Here is a 22,253-nt window from a genome sequence, read left to right on the forward strand (position 1 = left end):
ACGCCATATGTTTTATAATGTCAATTATATGTTTCTCTATTATGCCCCACCATTTGCCAAACAAACTACTGTTTAAGATTCTGTTACAATTTATAAATACACTTCATTAAAGCAGCACCTGTTTTACAACACTGAATATACTATATAACATAAAAAATTATTAACGGAGGACTGTATGATAAAACGTATTTCTGTACTTCTTTTACTTCTTGCATTGTCAATGACAGCTCTCTTTGGCTGTTCCCAGACAAAAGAGACAAAACATGCTTCAGCCATTATAAACACTGATAAAACAAACAAAGAAGAAAACCTTACGCCAGTAACACTTAATGAAGTAGCTCATTCTATCTTTTATGCACCTATGTATGTTGCTATTGAAAAAGGTTATTTTGAAGAAGAAGGTATTAATCTCAACCTGGTCACAGGATTTGGAGTCATATAGTTAGTGCAAAACCTTTACACCGCTATCCTACATACTTCTTTCCACCATAATATGCAGCAATCCAGCCGCTTGGAATCTTGATCCAGATGTCACTACCGTTCTTGCGGACGTCCTTGCAGGTTACGCGAGTGCCTTTCTTGAGTCTCCCGTTATCGTGCGCGTGTTGCTGTGCATTACTGGATAACTCCGCATAAGATTTTTCCGGATTATTGGTTCCCGGACCGGTTCGGACGCTCAGGTCGTCCACCTGTGTTGTATAGACTTGTCCGACGACATAAGCTCTGGTACTCTTTGAAGCGGAAGTCACTCCAGATCCATTGTCCAGGACTACAACTGTATGTCCCTTTGTGCGTGTAACAAGAATATCCCCTCGTTTCAGATATGTACTTTCCTTGCAGCGCTTATCATCTTTCAGGATTTCGAACGCTCCTATCTTTCGCAAGGTTTCCAGCTCTGACGCTGTGTTGAAATCTCCAACCTGTATTCCGGCATATAAGCAACATACTCTGACCAGTGCAGAGCAATCTACCTCCACATCAACATTGACCTTGCTGAGATTATAGTTATACTTAACCGCAATCTTTCTAAGGCTGTCTCTGTGTGCCTGGCAATAACCGATGTGATTATTGTTGCACGCTGCTTCCATTGCCTGTGCAATCTTCTCTGCTACAGTTGGATCTTTCGGTCTTGCTACGTACCAACCTTTTCTGTGCAGATAGTAATTCTGTATAGACACTTCTCCACCGGTCTGATCTCCGGCTTTTCCTCCGGTGGTGGTGCCCTTCTCATTAATACGTGCGCTTCCAATTCTTACTGCCATAATATCACTCCTATCAATAAGAGGACGATTACTCGCCCTCTACTTACACTGCTGTTTATACAACTGATTTACTCCGGTCGCTGCCAACCCACTCGCCATTCCGACCGCAATTGCATTAATCACATCTCCGGCCGGAAAGTCCGGCATCGTGTAGAGTCCGGCAACGCCCAGAGCTCCGCCACATACAGCCATGATGACCGGAATCCATTTGTCCGGAATTTTCTCATAAGCCTTACAGCCAAGTCCAATCACATAGCAGATTGCTACGATTCCAACTACTGTTCCTAATGTTGTAATATCCATATCATCTAATCCTCCTGATCATGCGCTTGCTTATTTATATGCTTCTCAATCTTGTCTATTGCCTCAGTTACTGGACCATTACACCCCTGCTCCTTAAGTCCTTTCAAGCAAGCGAGAATTCCATAAGTCAGCAAGCATTGTTCTGACTTTACTCTTTCAATTTCTACGTCCTGCTGATTCTGCTTTAAGTACCACTTGTACACCGCAAAAACAGCAGAAAAAATAACCACTACGGCTGTCAACAGACTTCCGGCCATAATGATTGTGTTTACGTCTACATACACTCTATGTACCTCGATTCTTAAATTTTGCGTAAAATAAAAAGACCTCTAGGGTCTTGCTCTAATTTCCATGTGTTCACCTACTTTTTAGGCTCTGCTTTTCTTGTACATGATACAGGAAAGTCATAAGGATAGTCGTAAGGGTAATCTATTATCTCATTAATATCTACGGAAATTACATACTTTTCCCCAGTATTCACCGTGTTCTTGCTTAACTTCACATTTGTAATTTCAAGCATCAGATTACCTCCACTTCTATCCTTGCCTTTCTCGTCGAATCACCAACCACGTATGTGATTTCCAGCACATAGCATGCCTTGTTCTGTGGCGAGATTTTCACGTCAAGATAATGACCATCTATCTCACACTCTCCGCTCGCTTCCGCTTCCCCGTACCTGAGAAGACTGTAATGGGCGCTTAATATCGTGAATGGTTCATCGTTGGGACTTCTGATCAGAAGTTTTACGTGCTTATCTTCTCCTAGAATAAATTTTACCTTATTCACAGCAACACCCCCTTCCATGATGACACGGATACACTGCCTCTACTTGAAAATCATCATTTTGCATGATGGCATCATATTCTTCCGGAACGACTTCGGCAAAATAATCAAACGCGACAAGCTGCGCGCATAGCGTAGTTGGATCCACAATCAACAGTATCTTTGTACAAAACGCTACGTTTTCCGCATCGTCATAAGCTGTAACTTCAACCACATACATTCCATCTAAATCAAGAGGGACTGTGGTGTTCCACAAGTCCCCCTCTGCACGCTCAAAGACAACTTCTTTTCCATCGACCTTACCGATTACTTTCGTAACCATACGGTACCTCCTTAGTCTACCACCTTAACAGAGATAACGAATGTCTTACCGCAATCAACTGGGTTAGGAGTAAGAGTAACTTTCTCAAATACCGGTGCGCCAGTATCAAGAGTAACCTTACGTGTTACAGTTGTAGTCTTGCCAGCCTTATCCGTTGCAACAACAGTAATTGTATTAGAACCATTAACAAGAGTGATTTCCTTGCTGAATGAACCATCAGAATTAACTGCAACGGATGCACCGTTTACTGTAACTGTGACAGGTTTAGATGTAACATCGTCTGTTTTACCAGATACAACCAGAGCTGCATCATTTGTGATAAGTTCATCTGCTGGATTTGTAAGAGTAAGTGTCGGTGGAATTGTATCAATCGTAAATGTGACCGTCTTAGCTGTTGCAGCGTTTCCATCAAAATCAGATGCTTCAATTGAAATAGTATGCGCGCCATCTGCCAGTGCTGTTCCCGGCGTGTAGGAGCATTCGTAACCACCTGTGACTGCTGTTTTTGTGAATGCAGTTGTAACTTTTGCGCCATCAACTTTGATAACGATTGTATCTGGATTAACCCCAGAGTCATCATCTGTCACCTTGAATTTAATAACCGGTGTTGCATTGGTAATGTAGGCGCCAGCTGTCGGGTAAGTGAAGACAAGTGTCGGTGCAACTTTTTCAAGGACGCGAAGTAACAGATTTGCTCCGAAAGTAGCATCACTTTGAGTTATTGTAGTTGAGTTTCCGGCATCATCTGTAGCTATTACAGAGCCCCCATATTTATGACCATCTTGTGAGTAACTGGATTTGCTAGGCGCCGGGACTGCTGCTTTATACTCTCCTGTAGATGCATCAAACGTCAGATCATATGTCTGACCATTAAATACATACTGTACTGTTTTTACTGCCATCTACGTTGCCCTCCTACTCTGTCGCTTCTGTAACAAGTTCACCCATTCCAGAATCTTCCAGAATCTCTTTTACCTTATCCTTTAAAAGTCTCGGTACCTGCTTATAAGTTTTCTTTCCTAACATAATCTGCTGTGCCCATAACATTGCCATCATTTCTTTACCTCCATTGTTTTGTAATAATATGAATAAGTTTGTTAATAGAGTTACCATTATTGATATACCAACTCTGACATTTCAAGAATGCATTCCTGGAGCATATCAACAGTCTTTTTCAGTCCAGCATTCTCTGATGCTAAAGCCTCTATTTTTTCTGCTGGTGTCTCTCCAACTTTGTAGAGAATCACACCGGTAATTCCAGCCGTATACTTCACGATAGCGTCCATATTGGTGTAATTCTCATACTCCCCCAATGTGGACTCCCGTTCTGTCACGGTCATCTTCTTGGTTTTTGTCTGATCCTGGAACATGTTTTTCAAATTCGCTTCTGTATCAGAAATCGTTTTGATTAGTAGTCCTCCGTCTCCGCGAATTGTTGCAGACTGGACAACCAGTTCCGTTGCGTCATTGAAAATAATCTTCAATTGTTACTCCTTTCCAGGAGGAATACTTAATAAAATAGCAAAACAATACACATCATAGAAAATGATAATGAATATCAGATATGTAGCCTGTGTGACGGGAAAATAAAAATTGTATCTGGCAGTATTATCAAAGAAGTTCAAGGCACAGATTATACACGCTTATTTGACAAAGATAAGCTAAGAGAAATTTTTGGTAATTCATATTATTTAACCCGACTCAGCATAAATACATATAACGGTGATAACGAAGCTACGAATACACGCTTTTTAGGGGTAGAAAATTGGCAAGGGCACTTATATCAGTATTTTTCACAAAAGCTAAGCTGTAGTGTTCGTATTAATTACAGAATGGTTTACATATATCCATAAGCATTTTAGTCAGAAGCAGCGATAGGCAAACTATTTCCATGTTCCAAAGCAACGCCAAAAAATCGTTATTATTTCGCTTGCAGATTTGCTTGAAGAATATATCCATGCTTGAAATAACTTTGTTCCAAACCCATTTAATGGAATTGAAATCCAAGGAGCACATGATCCGGCTGCTGTTGCTATAACTGAAACCCAGGTTTTGGATTCCATTGGGAGGGGAACATTAACTTTTCCACCAGAATAATAATTCCAATTATCTGGAGTTTGCATATTTATATCCTCAAAACGTTTACTTCCCCACATTTCAAGTGTGCCATCAGCGTATTTGCGATAATATCCATTATCATTATGACCAGATTCAATTATGCTATTGCTATTTTATTAAGTACTCCTCCTTTCTTGCATTAATAAAGTTACATATATAAAAGCGCATAACAAAAGCACCCGACCATTGCCGAGTGTGAGTGTGAATTGTGGTAAGAGAAAAGCTACTACTTTTTTATTTATGCTATGCGCTTAAATATTTCTTGTGGTGATACTTCACCGATTCCTGATCAACGCTGCAGTAGAGCATTGTCGTCTCAGTTTTGGCGTGCCCGGCCATGATAGAAGCTTCCTGTAACGGCATGCCTCTGTTAATGGCATTAGTAATGGACGTACCTCGAAATCTGTGTGGATGAGCCTTTTCGACTCCTGCACGTTCTCCGGTACGTCTTATCATATCTTCTATTCCAGCCTTCGATAGCCGATTGTGTGGACTCTTAAGTCCTACAAATAATGCCGGATTATTATCGGTTCTGCTCTGCAGGTATTCCTGCAGATACATGTTCGTGCGTTCATTCAGGTACACCGTCCTTTCTTTTCCACCCTTACCGTATACAATTAAATCCTTACTGCTCCAACGAATATCATCTCTATTAAGGCTTGCAAGCTCCGACACTCTGACCGCCGTGGAATATAAGAATTCCATCATAGCCTTGTCCCGGATAGTTGCACAGCTTCTAAGCAACTGCTCACGTTCCGCATCTGTGAATGGACGCTTGATGCGTTTCTCCACCTTGATTGATTCCACCAGTACCATCGGATTTCGCCTTACCCGATCTCTGTCTCTGAGCCACACGAAAAAGCTACTGTATACTGCACGTACTCCCTTTAGCGTACTATTTTTCACTGCCCTGATATTCTTGTAGGCTCTCAAGTAACTTGATATATCCCCGTCTGTTATGTCTGCCACTGCCTTATTGATGTATGATAACAATCTTGTCAGCTCATATCGATACCGATTAACCGTATCAACACTCTTGCCCTCCAATGCCTTAGACATTAAGTAATCTTCCAGGTCAATCCTCCAGGAATCATCCACGCATTGTACCTCTGTCTTTTGTGCAACGTCGCACCCAGCGAATACCATATGCAGCACATTCTTAAGCTCCCGGAGTTCCTCGTCCTCCAAGACTGGTTGCATTCTACTTAACACTTCCATAATCCGTTGTTCCATATCGATCTCCTTTTTGCTTTATGGTAGCATGTAGGAAATTCATATGATGCAACAATTCGTTGCTTAATAAAATAGCAAAATAGTATCACTCGCTGAGTAGAAACAATCCTTCCTTGGGAAGTGTGTTTACAGATTACAGTTCGGAAATTCCAATAACGGGATTATACAAACAAATCAACTATCAATTCCTTGGAGACCAGAAGAGGTTACCGTAGAATTGTTTGGACTCAATATACAAGGCGCTGGAGCTGTGCCAATCGATTACAAAGTAGCTTGTCTTTCTGAACAAGGTGGACTATATGTATATTGCTCAACACCTGGCGCATCTGGTGTAAATTTACTTCCTTGGCAAGTTGTTGATGCAACTATTTTGATACAGCGCAAATAGTTATAATGGGTACGAAACCGTAAAACCAGCTTCTACGAACGAATCGCCAGCCACAAGACATATCTGTCCGTTTGGCTTGATCTCAATGGAAGCACCATGACGTTGCGAGCTTCCATTTGCTGTCCAAGCTTGAGACTTAATTGTATTTTTCGGATATATTGAACTAGGAAGCTTTGCAACTAAAAAGGATATACCCGGTGCTCCACCACTTACAACGCAATGATAATCAATATGTATAATGCCAGATTTCTTTGTAATATGATATGTGGGATTCGTCCAAGATAAAGAATCGAAGTTATAACTTGTTTTGCTATTTAATTCAGTAAGATTCGGTGCTACAGATAGTATTTTTTTTACCTCTGTCACATTAATCCCATCATAATGGACCTCGAATACCGGGCAGTCATCTACAAGGTCGCCCTCCTGTAAATTTCCAACTGTATACGTTGGCGCTACAGGATTTGACGAAACAGGTGTTCCCATAATCACAACCCAATTGCAGCTTTCAACTTCTGTTTCAGCATTTCTGGTGTACCGGCACACAACAAGGTCGATACGCTTCATTCCCTGGCTGCCATTGCTAAGGTTCACCGCGTCATATGTTCCAATCTTCACGCTGGAAATGTTTCCATGATGTGCTAACATTCCGCTACGTATTTTCAAGGAATTATTAGATGCAAGCTCTGGTTCTAAATTTTCTCCAGATGCCAATATGCAGCTCTCTTGTCCCACGGTCCCCTCTATGAGTTGGCGAAACTGTTGACTCGTCACATGAGGTTTTCCGGTTCTTCCGCTAACTATTTCCATTATCATTTTCTCCTTCCAATTCATATTCTTTTGACACAACTCCGGCCGTAATACTGCAAATGATATTTTCAACTGGCTTTGCTCCGTACATACCGGTCAGATAATCACGGCCACCTACTACATCTCCAATATGCACATCAATTCCAAGTTTCTCAACACCCATACTAAATTTCTTTTTGCTCATAATCTCCTGCAATTTCTTAACTGATTGTTCTTCCAGTTGATCTGTCTCAGTTGATGTATTTTCGTACACTTGAGATATCTCGTCCAGCCCTTTATAATATTGCATCTTCTTGATAGTTCCATCTGGCCAGACATACAAGTGGAAGACATTTCTGTCTTGCAATTCTCCCTTGCCGGTTACAATCAAATGATTCACTCCATCCCGGATGTCTTCCATTGTGTAATTCAACCCACAATCCTTGGACAGTTCGATTTGATCAGAATAATCTTCAATTGGAACTGCTCTGATCAGCACATATCCTGGAACGCCTTGTTCTCTCCTGTGTTGGATATCAAGCCTGCAACCTTTACTTTTCAGCATCTTTGTGACACCATCTAGCAGAGTACAGTATCTGTCGAATTGATAACTATTGACCGATATTCCCGTATCCTTGCCTGACACAATAAAAAGTCCGTCATATTCCGGTTCAATAAGCGACTTAAGCACTGCATTTAATTCTCCAGACACAATCTTGTAATCACTTCCAGCTGGCGGAGATATGATCTTTTGCTCCAATCTTCCCCGCCACGTATACCCTTTCAGTTCTACATAATCCAATGTCGTGCTGGTAAGAACCTTTCCAATAATTCCACCAAACTCTGTATCTGGAATATATACCATATTCCCGAATGTCATTTCATCTGTCCAATAACACCTGGCAATCTTTACCGAAAATATCTTATTTCCATTCACATCAAAGGAACAATTTGCTTTTTTCAGCGGTGCTGTCCCGAGCTCCCGCTCTTTGGTAGCCAGTATTACCATGCTGCCTCCTTCCGCTTCAGAAAAACATATAGATCTATTCCAAAGTCTCCGCTCCAGTTCACATTTATAAGCCCCGGTGGAATCTTTTCAAAAACTGAATAATCATATCCTCTTACGTTAAACAGGTTATCTGTCGTGCCATTAGACAGATACTTCGTAATCGTCTGTTCTGCGGTATTAAGAATCAGATATTCATTACCTTCTAACGTGGTTAAGATTTCATACGGATATCCATTAATAAGCACCTTCGGATTGATGCATGGACCGTAAACAATCATCTCAAAATCCGACGGAATAATATGATTGATTTCAAATGAACTGGATCCGCGTTTCTCATTTGTAAAATCAAATGGAATGTCTGCTGAAAAATCCAACCCACTGTCTGGCGCTGGCTTAATCTGTGGATAAAATCTTTTATCCAGGATTGTGATCCAGGACAATTCCGGAGCAAGGAAGGTAAGCTCTACTTCGGTATACACATACCCTTTCCATCCTGTTTTCTTGGTTGTATAAATCTGACACGGAAGAAATGTATCATTGACATACAAACGTCCGTAATTGCCCGTTTCAGCATCAACAGAAATGATTTTATACAGTGTTTCCATGTTCTGTATGAACTCTTCTCTCTTTCCAAATACATCCAGTGTCACAGTTTTCTCATATCCGCTGTCGCTCTCTTTCCACGTACTGTCAAACCAGTCTGCATCGATTGTACGAAAAGGCGCCCTGGTCAACCAAAGCACCTCTCCTTTACTATTTTTATAATACGCTTTTACCATACAGGTACCGCTCCTTCCGGTAATGGTGTGTCTATCCGTTTCGTATCAAGAAATATCGGACGTTTTGCAAGCTTATCCGCTGCTTTCATTTGGATTTTTTCCAGTCTGTCATAATCAATATCATTATTATCGAATCCCGGCATATTCTTCACGCCTCCTACAGTTTTATCAGAAGTTCTTGCAGACAGTGCAATGTCTACGGATTTTTGTAATCCAGCTACAGCCCTCTGAACTCCGGTACTCATGGACTTGACTGGAATATTCCGCTCAAATCCGATTCCCATTCCAAGAGCCATCATCTTTCCAACCTGATCACGGAATACACGTGACGGGGAATGGATACCAAGGAAATTCTTGGCCGCATTCAGTGCGCTTTCTGCTGCGCTCTTTGCCGCATCTACAATTGCTCCTGCGGCACCCTTGAGGCCGTTCGCAATTCCTTTAATGATGTTCATTCCGACGCTGCCCCAATCAACACTTGTAAAAGCGTTCTTTACTTGGCTGATAATCGATGGAATCTTACTAATAAGCTGTGGCACTGCCTGGATAAGTCCGGTTCCTAGAATTGTTATGATCTTAATCCCGGCAAGCAAAATCTTCGGCAGATTAGAAATAATTGCTGTTGCTAACTGCCCGATAATCGTCGGTGCCTTATTAATTAGCTGTGGAAGTGCATTCACAACTCCCTGAGCCAGTCCCACCAATAGGTTAATGCCTGCGTCTACCAATTGTCCAACGTTAGACAGTAAGGAACTGACCAACGTCAAAATCATCATGAGCGCTGTTGGAATCAATGTAGGTAACTGCTGCGCAATGCCTGTAATCAGAGTAGATACAATTGCAATACCACCTTGAATAATTGCCGGTAGATTTGCTGTAATCGCAAGCATGAGGTTATTCAGCATCGTAGCGCCTTGCGCAATCAAATTCGGTAATGCTGCTACAATTCCATTACAGAAATTGGTGATAACCTCCGGTCCCTTAGTCTGCATCATAAGCAGGATCTGGTCTATCTGTGTACCGAACTGGCTGTATAATAAGCCAAGCCCCACGGCTACAACTCCGAGTACAGCCCCAAATCCCATAAGATTTGCAAATGCGGGCATGAATCCGGCTACTTTCCCAAGAACTCCTTGGAATGCCGTTCCTATCTGCCCTCCCCAGGCTCCGATGTACCCACCAAAATCTTGAAATGCGGATGTAATTTTAGGAAATTTTCCGGCTACTGCAGGACCAATCTTTCCAACGTATCCGGAAATCTTAGTCGGTAAAAAAGAGAACGTCTTTCCGATAACACTGTTAAGCTTCGGCGTTAATACTTGAAATGGTCCAACAATTGAACTGCCTAAATTCTTTAGACTTCCACCAAATCCAGTAATTGCACCTTTGGCATTTTTTAATCCGCCTGGAAACTTACCGATTGCAGTAATCGCTCCTCCTGTGACATCTCCAAGTCCACCAAGAATATCAGAAAATGTTCCGGCACTCTTGCCAATCAGTGAAAATGCTGGGACAGCTCCAATCAGAACTGCGGACATCTTACCAAGGTTTGCAAGTTGTCCGGTATCCATACTGCCGAGCTTATCAGTAATGTTTCCAACTGCATCAGCAAAACCTTTCGCCGCTGGAACGGAATTGCCAATTTTATCAGCAATTGCCCCAACAACTTCAAGTCCGGTTTTTCCCAATCTTGGGACTATCTCACCAAGATTCTTGAGAATATTCTGAGTTGCTGTTCCAAATGTTTCTACAAGCTCTTGACTTGTTATTACTCCGCCTTGGAAATTCTCCCATGCTGCCTTAGCAGAATTAACAGATCCTCCAATTGTTTCTCCGGCCTCTTCCGCTGAAGTGCCTGTAATTCCAAGATTCTGCTGAATTACATGAATTGCCTGGATCATCTGGTCAAATGTGACATTGTCCAGATCACTTATCTTTTCATTTAGGATTCCAGAATCATTAATCAATCGAATCATTTCCGATTGAGTACCGCCATAACCTAGCTTTAGGTTGTCGAGCATCGTATAATTCTGCTTAGCGAAGCCTTGATAGGCGTTCTGGATATCTTGCATGTTGGTACCCATCTTATTAGCATTATCTGCCATATCGATGAGCGCCATATCTGCAATCTCTGCTGCTTTAGCTGTATCCCCGCCAAGTCCCTGCAACAAAGATGCAGAAAAGCTCGTGACTGTAGACATATAATCATTTGCAGATATCTGCGCTGTTTTATATGCACGGTTAGCATTCTTGATTACAGTGTCCGCACTATCCTTAAACAGTGTCTCTACACCGCCTACCTGTTGCTCCATATTCGCAACAACACCAAGTGAAGACTTAATGATTACGCCGGCAGCGGTTCCTACAGCTGCCACAGCTCCAGTCATTGCCTTAGACACTATGGATAGTCCGCTTTTTCCGAGACTGCTTAGTTTGCTAACGCCCTCATTAAAACCTTTTTCATTTATCTTGGTATCAAAATTCAAATATCCGTCTGCCATACTACCATCCTTTCTGATAGCACGGCTCAACGGCTCACATGTGCTTTTAAATCTTAATATTTATTTCTCTTTTACATTCCCGGCAGTTCAGATACACTCCGCTACATTTGGCTGTATCCTCGTAAATCAATAACTTCTTACCGCAATAAGGACATCTGTACCATTTTCGTTCTGTCGGGATCTTAATCATATGCTTCATCACGCGAACATATCTCCAATCTCATAATCTGTCATTTTTCTGCGCTTCTTTTTCTTGAGAGCAACTGCCTCTTGAATCTTTTTCACTCTCTTGCGCTCGTCCTTATCTTTAATATCCCGGAGGTCTGTGTTCCGGTACAAAATGCGCTGTTTGATTTCTGTGTTGTCCGGAAGTCCGATGAACAGCGTCTGAAACTCCCACCAGTGCATATATGGCACAGACTGCAGGTCGATTCCGTATGCTTCGCGGAATGCGCTGTAAATCCAAACCATATCCTCATCGAAAGAATACACTTGTTTTGGTGGAAGCATTGGCTCATCGGATTCTTCGCCATCCTGCCTCATTGTAAGAAAATCCCCTAGAGCCTCAATCGCCTCTTCCAAATCATCCGGAATTTCATCTGTATACCACTGCAATAATAGCCGACACTTAATCTGCCACGGGACGTCCTCGTCTTCCACTAACTTCGTGAATCGTATCCATTCCCGGAAATCTGTCTCGACCTCATAATCTTGTCCGTTTACACACACCGTATCGGGGAACTTATCAATCAGAATGTTCATAGCATGCTACCTATTACCATTAGGATAATAACTAACATTTCCTTTATTGTGCTTCTTTCCCTGTTGCTTATTATAATTGCGCTTTTGCTGTCTGTTTCCGTGCTGCTGAACAGTATATTTGTCATACTTTTTGTTCAACTTGTCAACCTCCTCTTCCTCGAACTTAGCAATCATATCTGATGCATCTATGCACATGTTGAGGCTGGTTCTACCCTGGAACATCTCTTCGTGTGTTCCCTCTCCAAGAATATAGTCAAAAAAATTGAAGAAACACTGACACTGTGCGCGAACAATATCTGCTGCTTTTCCAGTCTTAGGGATTCCCTTCATGTCTTCTTCCAAATTCTGCTTCGCTTCATCAATGCGGTCCAGGAAATCCGCATCGGTAAAATCAATCTCTGCTTCGAGATTTCCGTATTTAAAAAGGCTCATCGGCTCACTCTCCTATCTTTTTATTAATCCGCTGCAAACGTACATGTCTGCCAATTGTCTGTTGTTGTGGCGGTACCCTTGATTTTCTCACCATTGGCTTTCAGGCTACCTTTGTAGATCAATGCATCAGTTCCATCTCCTGAATTGTCTGGAACAACGCTCCAATCACGCTTTCTAGCAACACATGTATTCGGTGTATCTGTCTTAATATCAAAAAGATCTACCACAACGATGCTTACCTGTGCATCAGAGCCAAGTAATTCATCATCTGTGATTTCTGAAATTTTCTGCTGTACCAGATCATTGGTATAGCGGTCAAATTCATAATCGTTTGATGGGGCATATCCCACAACATCTGTTCTCTCACTTTCTTCATCCACATAATGGCGACTGTACTCGGAAGCGTTCTTACTCTCAGACATGGACGTGAATCCTGTCATTCTGGTATATGTCTTTCCATCACCGGCAACGTCCATAAATGCCACTCTCTTGTGTCTTCCGACTAATTTCTTTTTTGTATCTGCTCCTGACATTTTGTACCTCCTACTTATAAATCAATCTGCAAATCATCTGATACCGCCCCAGATCTTCCTCTGTGCTAAATAAATAGCCGGACTGCAACACGTCTACCCGTATAGCATCGTGACCCTCCAACTCCGGGAGGATATCGTCTAAATTGTTCTGTTCTGTCCATTCCGCAAAATCCTGATAAAAACCACTGTTGGCAATGCCTGTTCTGGCGTCACCATCATAAGCTTCTTTCGAAGTGAATGCGAACTGGAATTGTTTCAGGCAGCTCCCATCTACATATCTTTTATAAATAGGATCTGCCCCAATTGGGTCTATAGAATATTCCATTCCATTGCCAAGATAATCAATATTAATTTTCCGGTCATCAATATCCGGGTACGTCATAACATAATCCCGGATACTCTGGATAATCGGCTTCTTACCGTCCTGCAATCTGCTCTGCTCCTTTCAGAATAGCCTCCTTGTTGCTTGCCTTCATCTTTTCGAACCATCTCGCTTTAGACTTATGCTCGTAATACTGCCGGCGGGCGTAAGGTGTCAGGTACTCAATGGATCCGGAACCTATCACAGTTCCAAGTGTTGCTGACTTAATCATCATACCTGTTCTCCTTGGCGTGAGCGGATTCATATATCTCAGGCATTCGGAATCGACAAACTCTTGAGCTTTTGAAAAATTCTCTGCTTTTGTCCGGGCAAATGACGGATTCCATTCAAGCCTCGCTTGGACAGAACCGTTCGCCGTTACCTCTGTGAATACGCTTCCTCTTGGAGTCGTAATGCTGAAATTTTTCTTTGATGCCATTTCTTAAGCACCTCCAATTCTCCAATGCGGGAGACCTCTGAAGCGGTTGTCTGACCAGGATAACACTTTACAGTGTCTCAGTTGTACACCTGCGAGATCTGCTGGCTTTTCAATCTCCTTGTCACATTCTCCCAGAACAATATGATCATCAATCTGAATCGTCCAGCAATCTCCCAGATTATCTTTCTTCACAAATTCCTCTGGTGGAAGATACTGATCTGCATTCTCCACATCTGTAGGGATACGAATCTTGTACACTTCTGCGCTGTTAAGTCCGGAATCTCCAACAGATGCCTTGTGATCCACGTACACATGCACATCTCTAATCACTGTTCTGTGCCAGGTGTCAAATGTGTTCTTTTTTCCGGGAATTCGGTTATAGATTGTAATCGTCGCATTCGTCAGCATGACAACACCCTACCTTTCTTGATAACCACCCAGTCGGGAGCAAATATGTAGATGCAGCTTCATACGCTTTCTTTCTGATCAGCTCTTCCATTGTCTGACCATCAGCCTGTTCTACCGCATATGATACACTATAGCCATCGTTACTCTCAGACTTGACCGTACCTGCTTCCTGCTTCTTTTTACAGGAATAATACACGTCAGCCACAGCGCACACTGCATCTTTTACTGCAGTATTTTCAACTGCAAAAATATTTCCTCTGACATAAGTCAGTTTCCTGATATAAGCTTCAGCCCTGCGCTCAGCAGATGGATATTCCCTTTCAGGAATATCCCCGCCATAGTGATCCGCATAATATGGATAATCTGCGTACATTTACTCCTACTCCCCTGCTTTCAGAATTGAGAACGGACATCTTTTGGTTTTATCTTTTGCAAGTGCATTGATTGGGTTTGGAATCTCCCAGCCAAGACGCATTACTGCACGAAGTGCAACCATGTCATTCTGCATCAGGTTGTATGCAATAGATCCATCTGTGTTCTGAACAACACCCTCAGTAAACAGCTTAAATGTAATATCCTGTCTGATGGAATATACAAGCTGTGAGAAATCTCCAGAAATCATCAGCGCCTTAGTCTTATCGAATGAACCATTGTTTGGGAAGTTCATTGGAGAACCGTCCAATGCATACTGTGTAGAACCCTGCATATCTGTTTTGAACAACGGATCACCGTTGGTATTTTTCAGCCCGCGAAGCTTCGCTCTCATGGAAATATCAGCCATGTGACCATTGACCATGTATCCGCAATTCTCAACTTTGGCAATCACACCGTCTTCTGCCATGATTTTGTCATACAGCGGATCCGCTGAGCTAAGTGTTACCACGGATCCAGCTTTTGTGGCTGTCGCAACAACATCGTCTCTCCAAGTAGACGGTTTATCGGTACCAAACAGTACAGCTCCATCAATCTTATTTCCAAATGCCTCTGTGACCCTTGGTTTTACTTCGCCCCAAATATCATAGTCTGAATCATCTAATACAGATTCTGGAATCGGTACAATTACCGCAATTTCCTCTGCAATGATAAATTTCTTATCCCATGCCTGCTTTGTTGTCTTTTTCTGTCCAGAATCGCCATTTACGAAATAGGCAATCGGCAGCATATCAAGAACTGGCATCTTGTATTGCTTGCTTGTCATATTTGCCAGCTTACGTCCCCTTGACAGTACTGCAGACTGCGCAATTGTACCCTGAATAATTTCTTTTGTTTCCTGGGTTGGAATCAGGGACTCTGCTCCGGTACGGTCGATAATATTCACATCGTCCTGGAACATTCTTAAATTCATTCTGTTTTTATTCATTTTATACCTCCATTATCTTCTTGCTGCAGCACGGATACGATCATTGATGGAAGCGTTCATATCTCCACCAGAACCCTCAGAAGTGTTCCCTGCAGATGTTGAAATACGATAACTGTTCGTACCACCTGCAAATCTTGGATTCTCCTTCAGGAATCTTTCTGCAGCTTTCTCAAATGTTGTCTTATCGTCTACAAGTTTCGATACCTTGAACATGACATAATCAAGATCTTCTGATTTCACACCTTTCCCAGATAAGAATTTTTCATTCTTCATCTGCTGCACCTCATTCAAAGCATCGTCACGCTCCTTCTGGAGCTTTGCAGCGTCTGGCTGATTGGCAGCACGTTCTGCTTTGAAATTATTGATTGCCTGTGTGACCTCAGTTTCTGTCATTCCCTGCGTCCGAAAGAAATTTGCAAGTGCTGTTCTCTCTGAACGCTCTACCCTTGCACTCGCGATCTCTTCCAGCTGTTCATAGGTATATGTTCCGGTATTATGCGCTCCGGATGCGCTCCCAGCGGATCCCTGACCGCCGTTTCCAGCCCCGGCATTTCCACCCTGTCCACCAGAGCCAGCTCCTGTGCCGTTTTCAAAGAGCTGTAAATTCATTCTGTATTTCATGCTTTTTACCTCCGTTTTGCCTCGACAGGCTCCCGAGCTTTTCTTGTCTTCACGTTTTGGACATAATAAAAACACCCTCTCGGGTGCTTGTTACTGAAATTCTATACAATTGTATTCCCGGTTGATATCTGTAAGTCCCAGGAACCATGAATCTATCAGAAGTTTTCCACCATCTGAAAGATTCTCCCATTCAATTACCATCATGCCGCTGCCTGTATCTGCCTGGATTCTATCGCCGGTCAAATCCCTTAATGAATTGATTAGACTGCATGTCAGAGCTGATACTGCAGCACATACCCGGTCGATACCACTGGAATCTTTCCGGCAGGCATGGCCAGACATGCTAATTTTTTTATTTTTTACCGTTACAGTTATCATGATACCTCCTAAAAATGCGTACAAAAATACCACCGGTCATATCGACTGGTGGTAACTACACAACTGCTTTTAACGCTTTGTTGTATTCAATTTCCAACTCACGTTTAAATTTTTCAATCTCTTCTGGTTTCATTCCCGGTTCTGCTGATGCACAAATGTCTGGGGTTTCTTCTGCCAATATTTCAGTTGCTCTCGGCTGTTCCGCATGCATTGCATCGTACTCATCAACTAATGCATCTTCAAGGATAATAGAAAACTCATATATATCTTCCGGAGTATTTTCAAGAAAATCCTTTATATAATTCATATATTTTTTAAAGACCTGCATCCGTCCATTCCTCCTTTTTATTTTTCCTTCGAACAATACTAACTATATCGCCGGAGTTTTTATTTTTTATAACTACAAGCTGTTTGCTTGGGCTGAACCAAATCATTTTCTCTTCTCCTTCAGAATAATTCGGCATAGTTTTTATTAGATCGAGCACATCTTCTTCGTGAATCACTTCATATCCTGGCTTATTTAATCTTGGTAATCGACTCAAAGCATGAACTGATAATTCTTCTCCTTGCTCTCTGAATCTATCATACGCCTGTTTAGACGTGTTCTTAAATTCTTCCGACCAATCTTTCTTGTTGATTTCAACATATGTAGAAAACCTATTCTGAAGCTTTTCCCACTGTTCACTATCATTATATTTCAACTGCCCGAACTTAGCAAGAGAACCAACAGGATCTCCAAGAACTTCTTTATATCTTTTATACTGAGCTACGTCTTTCGATGCGTTCTTAACCATTTCTGGGTGGAACATGGAATTCTGGCTCTTGTTGTTCGTAGCAACTTTTCCACGCATATCCAGATAAATACGCTCACGTTCCTCTGTGAGGCTCATCTTCCTGCAGAACCTGGAATACTCGTTGAGCTGTCCTTGATATTTTGCCTTGTGCAGAATGATTTCGTCCTGATCAGCGCCACCATACTGCAGTAATCGCACTTTCTCGCGTTGCGCTCTCATAGCTGTTTCCATCTGTCGTTGCCTCTGTTTAGCTTCATACAAGGTATATTCTTTGCCGTCAAATGACTTAGGTTCTGCCTCTTTCCGGTTCTGCTCCTCCAGCCAATCATCAGACCAGTTGCGCTGTGAAATGCCAGGGAAGAACGGATAATAAGTATGATAACAGTGGACTCCCAGAAGTCCAGTCACAGTACCCAGTCCACAGACTGAATACAATTGCTCTTTCGACCAGACACGCCCCTGCCACACTGCATGAGTCGGACGTGCTCCCGCATGCCACTCCACTTCAAAATACTCTGTTCCAAGCTTCTGTGCGTTGTACTCAGATATCTTTCCGGTAATTTGACTGACTGCAGTCATGACCGCTCTTCTTGCAGCCACATCAACCCGGTTAGCTCTCCCGGAAGAATAATCAATCTGCCGGAGTCCGCTGTTGGTGAGCTGTGTCACAACTCTACGCAACACACTGTTGTAATCGAATGCACCAGTTACAATATCGTAACATGCTGCATCAAGGTATTTGGTATACACTTGAGAAAGTGGCGTCAATACCTTCTTACCATTGCCGTAGTCCAGGTAGAAGCCAAGGGAGTTGGTCACATTCTCCAAATCATCAAAACTCTGATCAATGATTGCTTCTGTAATCTGCTTGAGCTGTCCGTTCTCTTCGAATGGTATGTACTCAGCGTTAATCTGCTCATATATATCCTTATTCCGGACATATTCCCAGTTGATCACCTTGTCGTATAACTCAAACATTTCCGGATAAGAAGCATTGAGCGTCTTCTTTATCTCCTGTTCAATATCCTCCGAAGAATATCCTAAAATCCGTAACCGGTTGATCTGCCAGTCTGCGGTGCTGGTTATCTCACCAGCTTTCACAATCCTCCGGACAATATCCTGCATGATACGCTCTTCCAAATCCTGATACCTGGCAACGATCTTACTTGCAAGCTTATTCTTGTAATCATCTTTCATATTACTCCATCACCTGATTTTGCTCTGGGAGATTCTTAGCAGCATCTTCTTCTGATTCTCCATACCATTTAGCACGGTACTCTGCCAGACTCATGACTCCCATACTGACATCTTGTCGGTCTCTGCTCCGCTCTGTCTCTTTGTCCTCAATAATTGAATCATCAAAGTCAATGGTGATTTCGCATTCAGGATTCAGTGTATTCCCCAGTATCATTCCCAGACGGATTATAATTTGAATCAACTGCCTCAGAGCATCTTCCAAAAGTATTTCATGCTTTTTAATCATTCGATACATATCTGAGTTTTCCGAAATAATCTCTGTGGCTGTCTTAGCTCCAGTCGCCCCGAACTGATATCGGTCTGTACCAAACCCACATTTTAGCGACAGATAATTCAGATCATCATTGATTGCCTTGCTGTGCTGCTCTGCCCGGAGAGACATATCAATTTCTTTCAGAAGGCCTTCTCCATTTGCATCATCCTCTGGCAGTGCATAAAATACGCTGTCGTCCGGATCAAATGCTGGTGTACCATCTGCATTAGTCAACATCTCCGGGCGTACAAAAATACGCTTTCTGCCAAGCTCGAATTCATTGCAATATGAATCATACTCAATATCCAACTTCTTGAGCGTATCAATTGCATTTGCGAAGATTGCAACACCCATCGGATTGTTTTCATCAGCATTGTTCGTAATGTTCAGCCTGTCAATCACGAACTGCGCCTCGCTGGATCCCGTTCTTACTTCTTTTGCAAGCTCCTTGAATGGTTTTAACTGTTTCCACTCTTTCTCAGGTAACTCCGTACCCTCCTGGCTTCCAGAATCACACCGTAACACTGTGTTTTTAATTACATATTCACCATTCTCTAAGAGATGCGACTGCAACTGGACATATTTCTTTCTCGCTATTGTGTGTGGAAAAACGAAAATGCACTCCGTTACCTTGCCGTTGTTCCAACTGACTGGGAAAATGTTTGGTGCGTCCACATAATTGATGCTAATCTTTCCGGAAATCACTGTACCTTCCTCCGTGATTTCAGCGTTGTCCAAATACGGGATATATGCGACCGTCCCGGTGAATGCTTTCCGTTCCTGGTAATCGTTCCCCATAACAAGAAAACGGTTATTATCAAGGATCTGATGCGCAAAATTATGCGTAGCCTCATCGTCCAGAGTAATTGTAACCCTTTCATTGAGCAGGAGATCAGCAATATCTTCACTCAGTTTCTTTGCCATCCCCATGCTTTTTCTCCGGCAGCGCTTATATGTTCCACGTCCGCCATACACCTTGTAAAAAGAGAAATTTCTGACATTTCCTTCATACCAAGATACCCACTCTGCTATCTTCCGGTAAAATGATGCATCTACCGTATCGATTCCAGCTTTTTTGAAATAATTAAAGATATTCATCGTCCTCTACCTCCTTCCTGCTAATATCGCATACATCTATTTCTTCCGTTTCGTCTTTTGGCAGCCAGTATTTTAATCTCTTCCAAGCTCCCATAACACAATATCGGATTGCGTCCATGCAGTGATCATCTTCTTTTACAGGTACTTCCTTGCCTTTTTCAATGGATTTCTTGTCGTACTCGTAGGTACCGAACTCACTTACCGCATATTCCTGTTTTGGGGATACGCTCATAATGTCAAAACTCAGCACTTTCTGCACACGGCTGATTCCAAGTGCCACATCATTTTCAGCATCTCTTAGAAATACCTGATAATCCAGGCTCACTGCTCTGGTCGCCCGTCTAATTTCCTCCGCAAGCCCTTTTGCAGATGGATCAAGGAAAATATAAAAGACCCGGTTGTCATACTGCTCATGCAATTCATTCATGAACTCAACCAAGTCTTGTGCATATTCTGACGGACTCTTCTGTTTTCCTGTCTCACGGCCACTATGGTAATACTCTCCCAGTCCTGGAATTTTCTTTCGATACGTATCAAGTCCAAATGCTTCAAATGTCGTCGCATTCTGTTGACCATAATCACCGCCAATATAAATTCTGTCATATCTTCTGTTCGGATCAGGCTTCTGTCTGTGCCGGTCTCCAAACATGTAATAGATAAGCTCATCTACACCGACTGCCTGTCCAAGCCATACCCAGCGGTACATCTTTTCATCTGCCCGCTTCATAGCTTCTGCAGAATCAACCAGCGCCTGTCCAAGCCAGCTGACCGGAACATCTCTGTAATCCGTGTGGATATGGATGCAGTCCTCACGTTTCTCCATCTTCTTGCACCACTGATTGATTGGTGCATTTGGATTCTTCGGAGGATTATACAAATAAATCATTTGGAATCCGCTACTGTTACCTCGGACAAATGTCGCTTCGATATTGCTCAGCTCATCCTCGCCTTCGCCATCGTCAAAGAACTCCGTCAGCTCATCTAACACTACAAGCTTGATTGGTTTATCCTCATCGATAATACCCTTGGTATCGTCAATGCCGTCTGAACCTGAAAAATAAATGGTGGTGCCATACTTTTTGTACGTAATCTCCATTGGAGACTTTGTAATCGCAAATTTTTTCTTGGAAATACCGAGGCGGTTGATTCCTCGAATCATTTCTTTGTACACAGTCTTCCGTAGCTTATTGTGGTGTTTACGAAGAACAACTGCAGAACCATGCGGATCTGATACAATCTGATAATCTGTCCGAATGGCTGCGTAACTGGATTTCGTGCCGGCACGTCCGGAAGTCAGGATGATGTGCTTAACTTTCCTGTTGTTGAATATTGCCAGATACTTCGGTATCACAATGTCCGATATCTTCACCTGTTGGCGCGTCGTTGACAATCACCACACCGTCCTCTCCATCATCATTTCCACCAGATTTTAACCTGTCTGTATTAGCCTTAATCTGCTCAATTCTAGCTCTTTGTTCTTCTGTAGCAAAGTCCCAGTTCTTATGCAACAAATCCTCATACCGGTTAATCATTCCCTCAAGAGTCTTCTGAGCTCTCGCTTGAGCCGCTAAGAAGTTCGCCTGTTTATCCCAGGCTTGCTGTACATCATATCCGGTAGCTTCACTTCCATCCAAGGTCATTTCCTTAGTTTTGTCATTCTGATCACGGACATACATGATCTTCTGCGCCCGGATAATAGCAGCATAAGCAATCTGTATCTGATCCCACAGGACATCTAACGGATCTTCCGGCATCTCCCGAATAATGGATAATGTTTCCTCCGGAAGGTGCTTGGAAAAGAACCCGAACTTCTCAGCATGTTTATTTCCCGGTGGACCTGTTGCATTCTTGTTCCCTGGCTGTCCTCCCTGTTTTCTTTTTACGGGTACAACAGAGGGTGCACCCTCAACCTTAGAAGGTGCACCCCGTTCTTTCTTGAGCTTTGACCAGCCGTAACGCTTGATCCAGCTCTTTATTGTATTCAGACTGGTGTCGTACTTCTCAGACAATTTCTTCGGAGAGACACCGGATAAGTAATCATTTTTAATTTGTTCTTTTACATCTGACACGTCA

32 protein-coding genes are annotated in these 22,253 nt (G+C 42.6%); 1 reads left to right on the forward strand and 31 read right to left on the reverse strand.

The genetic code is table 11. The features are described from left to right. Positions 1-175: 175 nt before the first annotated feature. Entirely contained in the window at positions 176-442 is a 267-nt protein-coding gene (locus tag NQ560_RS09450; RefSeq protein WP_005331380.1) for an ABC transporter substrate-binding protein, read from the forward strand. 22 nt (positions 443-464) lie between these two features. On the opposite strand, the gene NQ560_RS09455 is transcribed toward NQ560_RS09450, so the two are convergent. From NQ560_RS09455 to terS, 31 genes are all read right to left on the reverse strand, one after another. Continuing rightward, complete coding sequence (locus tag NQ560_RS09455) at positions 465-1,262, reverse strand: endolysin-like domain-containing protein (protein WP_005331381.1); 798 nt, start codon at positions 1,260-1,262, stop codon at positions 465-467. Between the two features lie 39 nt (positions 1,263-1,301). Continuing rightward, complete coding sequence (locus NQ560_RS09460; RefSeq protein ID WP_005331382.1) at positions 1,302-1,565, reverse strand: phage holin family protein; 264 nt, start codon at positions 1,563-1,565, stop codon at positions 1,302-1,304. Between the two features lie 5 nt (positions 1,566-1,570). Further along, a complete protein-coding gene (locus tag NQ560_RS09465; protein ID WP_040015314.1) occupies positions 1,571-1,849 on the reverse strand; it encodes a hypothetical protein in 279 nt (92 codons plus the stop codon). 77 nt (positions 1,850-1,926) lie between these two features. After that, the gene (locus tag NQ560_RS09470) at positions 1,927-2,085 is read right to left on the reverse strand and encodes a hypothetical protein (protein WP_005331384.1); all 159 of its coding nucleotides are present in this window, start codon (positions 2,083-2,085) and stop codon (positions 1,927-1,929) included. Beyond that, on the reverse strand, positions 2,085-2,351 hold the full coding sequence (locus NQ560_RS09475) for a hypothetical protein (RefSeq protein WP_005342159.1): 267 nt from the start codon (positions 2,349-2,351) through the stop codon (positions 2,085-2,087). Before NQ560_RS09475 ends, NQ560_RS09470 begins: the two co-directional genes overlap by 1 nt. After that, positions 2,344-2,670 (reverse strand): PF13754 domain-containing protein, encoded by a 327-nt coding sequence (locus NQ560_RS09480; RefSeq protein WP_005331386.1) that lies wholly within the window; start codon positions 2,668-2,670, stop codon positions 2,344-2,346. Before NQ560_RS09480 ends, NQ560_RS09475 begins: the two co-directional genes overlap by 8 nt. An 11-nt stretch (positions 2,671-2,681) precedes the next feature. After that, the gene (locus NQ560_RS09485; RefSeq protein WP_005331388.1) at positions 2,682-3,572 is read right to left on the reverse strand and encodes an Ig-like domain-containing protein; all 891 of its coding nucleotides are present in this window, start codon (positions 3,570-3,572) and stop codon (positions 2,682-2,684) included. Positions 3,573-3,585: 13 nt separating this feature from the next. Beyond that, complete coding sequence (locus NQ560_RS09490; RefSeq protein ID WP_233420457.1) at positions 3,586-3,726, reverse strand: CD1375 family protein; 141 nt, start codon at positions 3,724-3,726, stop codon at positions 3,586-3,588. 56 nt (positions 3,727-3,782) lie between these two features. Then, the gene (locus tag NQ560_RS09495) at positions 3,783-4,154 is read right to left on the reverse strand and encodes a hypothetical protein (protein ID WP_005331391.1); all 372 of its coding nucleotides are present in this window, start codon (positions 4,152-4,154) and stop codon (positions 3,783-3,785) included. 399 nt (positions 4,155-4,553) lie between these two features. After that, positions 4,554-4,826, reverse strand: coding sequence for a hypothetical protein (locus tag NQ560_RS09500; protein WP_005332047.1), 273 nt, complete (start codon positions 4,824-4,826; stop codon positions 4,554-4,556). A gap of 205 nt (positions 4,827-5,031) precedes the next feature. Beyond that, positions 5,032-6,021: a tyrosine-type recombinase/integrase gene (locus NQ560_RS09505; RefSeq protein WP_005331394.1), complete on the reverse strand. Its 990-nt coding sequence runs from the start codon at positions 6,019-6,021 to the stop codon at positions 5,032-5,034. A gap of 388 nt (positions 6,022-6,409) precedes the next feature. Then, positions 6,410-7,216, reverse strand: coding sequence for a hypothetical protein (locus NQ560_RS09510; RefSeq protein ID WP_207635663.1), 807 nt, complete (start codon positions 7,214-7,216; stop codon positions 6,410-6,412). Beyond that, a complete protein-coding gene (locus tag NQ560_RS09515; protein WP_005331398.1) occupies positions 7,203-8,204 on the reverse strand; it encodes a Gp37-like protein in 1,002 nt (333 codons plus the stop codon). Before NQ560_RS09515 ends, NQ560_RS09510 begins: the two co-directional genes overlap by 14 nt. Then, positions 8,198-8,983, reverse strand: a complete 786-nt coding sequence (locus NQ560_RS09520; RefSeq protein WP_005331400.1) for a hypothetical protein — start codon at positions 8,981-8,983, stop codon at positions 8,198-8,200. Before NQ560_RS09520 ends, NQ560_RS09515 begins: the two co-directional genes overlap by 7 nt. Then, complete coding sequence (locus tag NQ560_RS09525) at positions 8,977-11,484, reverse strand: phage tail protein (protein WP_005331402.1); 2,508 nt, start codon at positions 11,482-11,484, stop codon at positions 8,977-8,979. The genes NQ560_RS09520 and NQ560_RS09525 overlap by 7 nt, the downstream gene beginning before the upstream one ends. Before the next feature lie 46 nt (positions 11,485-11,530). Further along, a complete protein-coding gene (locus NQ560_RS09530; RefSeq protein WP_005339844.1) occupies positions 11,531-11,683 on the reverse strand; it encodes a hypothetical protein in 153 nt (50 codons plus the stop codon). Continuing rightward, positions 11,683-12,246, reverse strand: a complete 564-nt coding sequence (locus tag NQ560_RS09535; RefSeq protein ID WP_005331404.1) for a bacteriophage Gp15 family protein — start codon at positions 12,244-12,246, stop codon at positions 11,683-11,685. The genes NQ560_RS09530 and NQ560_RS09535 overlap by 1 nt, the downstream gene beginning before the upstream one ends. A 6-nt stretch (positions 12,247-12,252) precedes the next feature. Beyond that, positions 12,253-12,678 (reverse strand): DUF6673 family protein, encoded by a 426-nt coding sequence (locus NQ560_RS09540; RefSeq protein WP_005331405.1) that lies wholly within the window; start codon positions 12,676-12,678, stop codon positions 12,253-12,255. 23 nt (positions 12,679-12,701) lie between these two features. Further along, positions 12,702-13,211, reverse strand: a complete 510-nt coding sequence (locus NQ560_RS09545) for a hypothetical protein (RefSeq protein ID WP_005331406.1) — start codon at positions 13,209-13,211, stop codon at positions 12,702-12,704. Positions 13,212-13,221: 10 nt separating this feature from the next. Then, positions 13,222-13,641, reverse strand: a complete 420-nt coding sequence (locus tag NQ560_RS09550) for a hypothetical protein (RefSeq protein WP_005331407.1) — start codon at positions 13,639-13,641, stop codon at positions 13,222-13,224. Continuing rightward, positions 13,628-14,011 (reverse strand): minor capsid protein, encoded by a 384-nt coding sequence (locus NQ560_RS09555; RefSeq protein ID WP_005331408.1) that lies wholly within the window; start codon positions 14,009-14,011, stop codon positions 13,628-13,630. Before NQ560_RS09555 ends, NQ560_RS09550 begins: the two co-directional genes overlap by 14 nt. A gap of 3 nt (positions 14,012-14,014) precedes the next feature. Then, on the reverse strand, positions 14,015-14,419 hold the full coding sequence (locus NQ560_RS09560) for a DUF6751 family protein (RefSeq protein ID WP_005331410.1): 405 nt from the start codon (positions 14,417-14,419) through the stop codon (positions 14,015-14,017). After that, positions 14,388-14,792 carry a head-tail connector protein gene (locus NQ560_RS09565; RefSeq protein ID WP_005331411.1) on the reverse strand — a complete coding sequence of 135 codons (405 nt, stop codon included), beginning with the start codon at positions 14,790-14,792 and terminating at the stop codon, positions 14,388-14,390. Before NQ560_RS09565 ends, NQ560_RS09560 begins: the two co-directional genes overlap by 32 nt. A gap of 6 nt (positions 14,793-14,798) precedes the next feature. After that, entirely contained in the window at positions 14,799-15,779 is a 981-nt protein-coding gene (locus NQ560_RS09570) for a phage major capsid protein (protein ID WP_005331412.1), read from the reverse strand. A 12-nt stretch (positions 15,780-15,791) separates the two neighbouring features. After that, positions 15,792-16,400 (reverse strand): hypothetical protein, encoded by a 609-nt coding sequence (locus NQ560_RS09575; protein WP_005331414.1) that lies wholly within the window; start codon positions 16,398-16,400, stop codon positions 15,792-15,794. Between the two features lie 90 nt (positions 16,401-16,490). Next, on the reverse strand, positions 16,491-16,778 hold the full coding sequence (locus NQ560_RS09580) for a ribosomal-processing cysteine protease Prp (RefSeq protein WP_005331419.1): 288 nt from the start codon (positions 16,776-16,778) through the stop codon (positions 16,491-16,493). A 55-nt stretch (positions 16,779-16,833) separates the two neighbouring features. Next, positions 16,834-17,106 (reverse strand): hypothetical protein, encoded by a 273-nt coding sequence (locus NQ560_RS09585; protein ID WP_005331420.1) that lies wholly within the window; start codon positions 17,104-17,106, stop codon positions 16,834-16,836. Beyond that, positions 17,093-18,769: a phage minor capsid protein gene (locus NQ560_RS09590; protein WP_005331421.1), complete on the reverse strand. Its 1,677-nt coding sequence runs from the start codon at positions 18,767-18,769 to the stop codon at positions 17,093-17,095. The genes NQ560_RS09585 and NQ560_RS09590 overlap by 14 nt, the downstream gene beginning before the upstream one ends. Before the next feature lies 1 nt (position 18,770). Further along, on the reverse strand, positions 18,771-20,180 hold the full coding sequence (locus tag NQ560_RS09595) for a phage portal protein (protein WP_005331422.1): 1,410 nt from the start codon (positions 20,178-20,180) through the stop codon (positions 18,771-18,773). Next, entirely contained in the window at positions 20,167-21,570 is a 1,404-nt protein-coding gene (locus NQ560_RS09600) for a PBSX family phage terminase large subunit (protein WP_233420458.1), read from the reverse strand. The genes NQ560_RS09595 and NQ560_RS09600 overlap by 14 nt, the downstream gene beginning before the upstream one ends. Beyond that, positions 21,488-22,249: a phage terminase small subunit gene (terS, locus tag NQ560_RS09605; protein WP_005331424.1), complete on the reverse strand. Its 762-nt coding sequence runs from the start codon at positions 22,247-22,249 to the stop codon at positions 21,488-21,490. The genes NQ560_RS09600 and terS overlap by 83 nt, the downstream gene beginning before the upstream one ends. Between the last annotated feature and the right edge of the window lie 4 nt (positions 22,250-22,253).

Source organism: Dorea formicigenerans (assembly GCF_025150245.1).
GTDB lineage: Bacteria > Bacillota > Clostridia > Lachnospirales > Lachnospiraceae > Dorea > Dorea formicigenerans.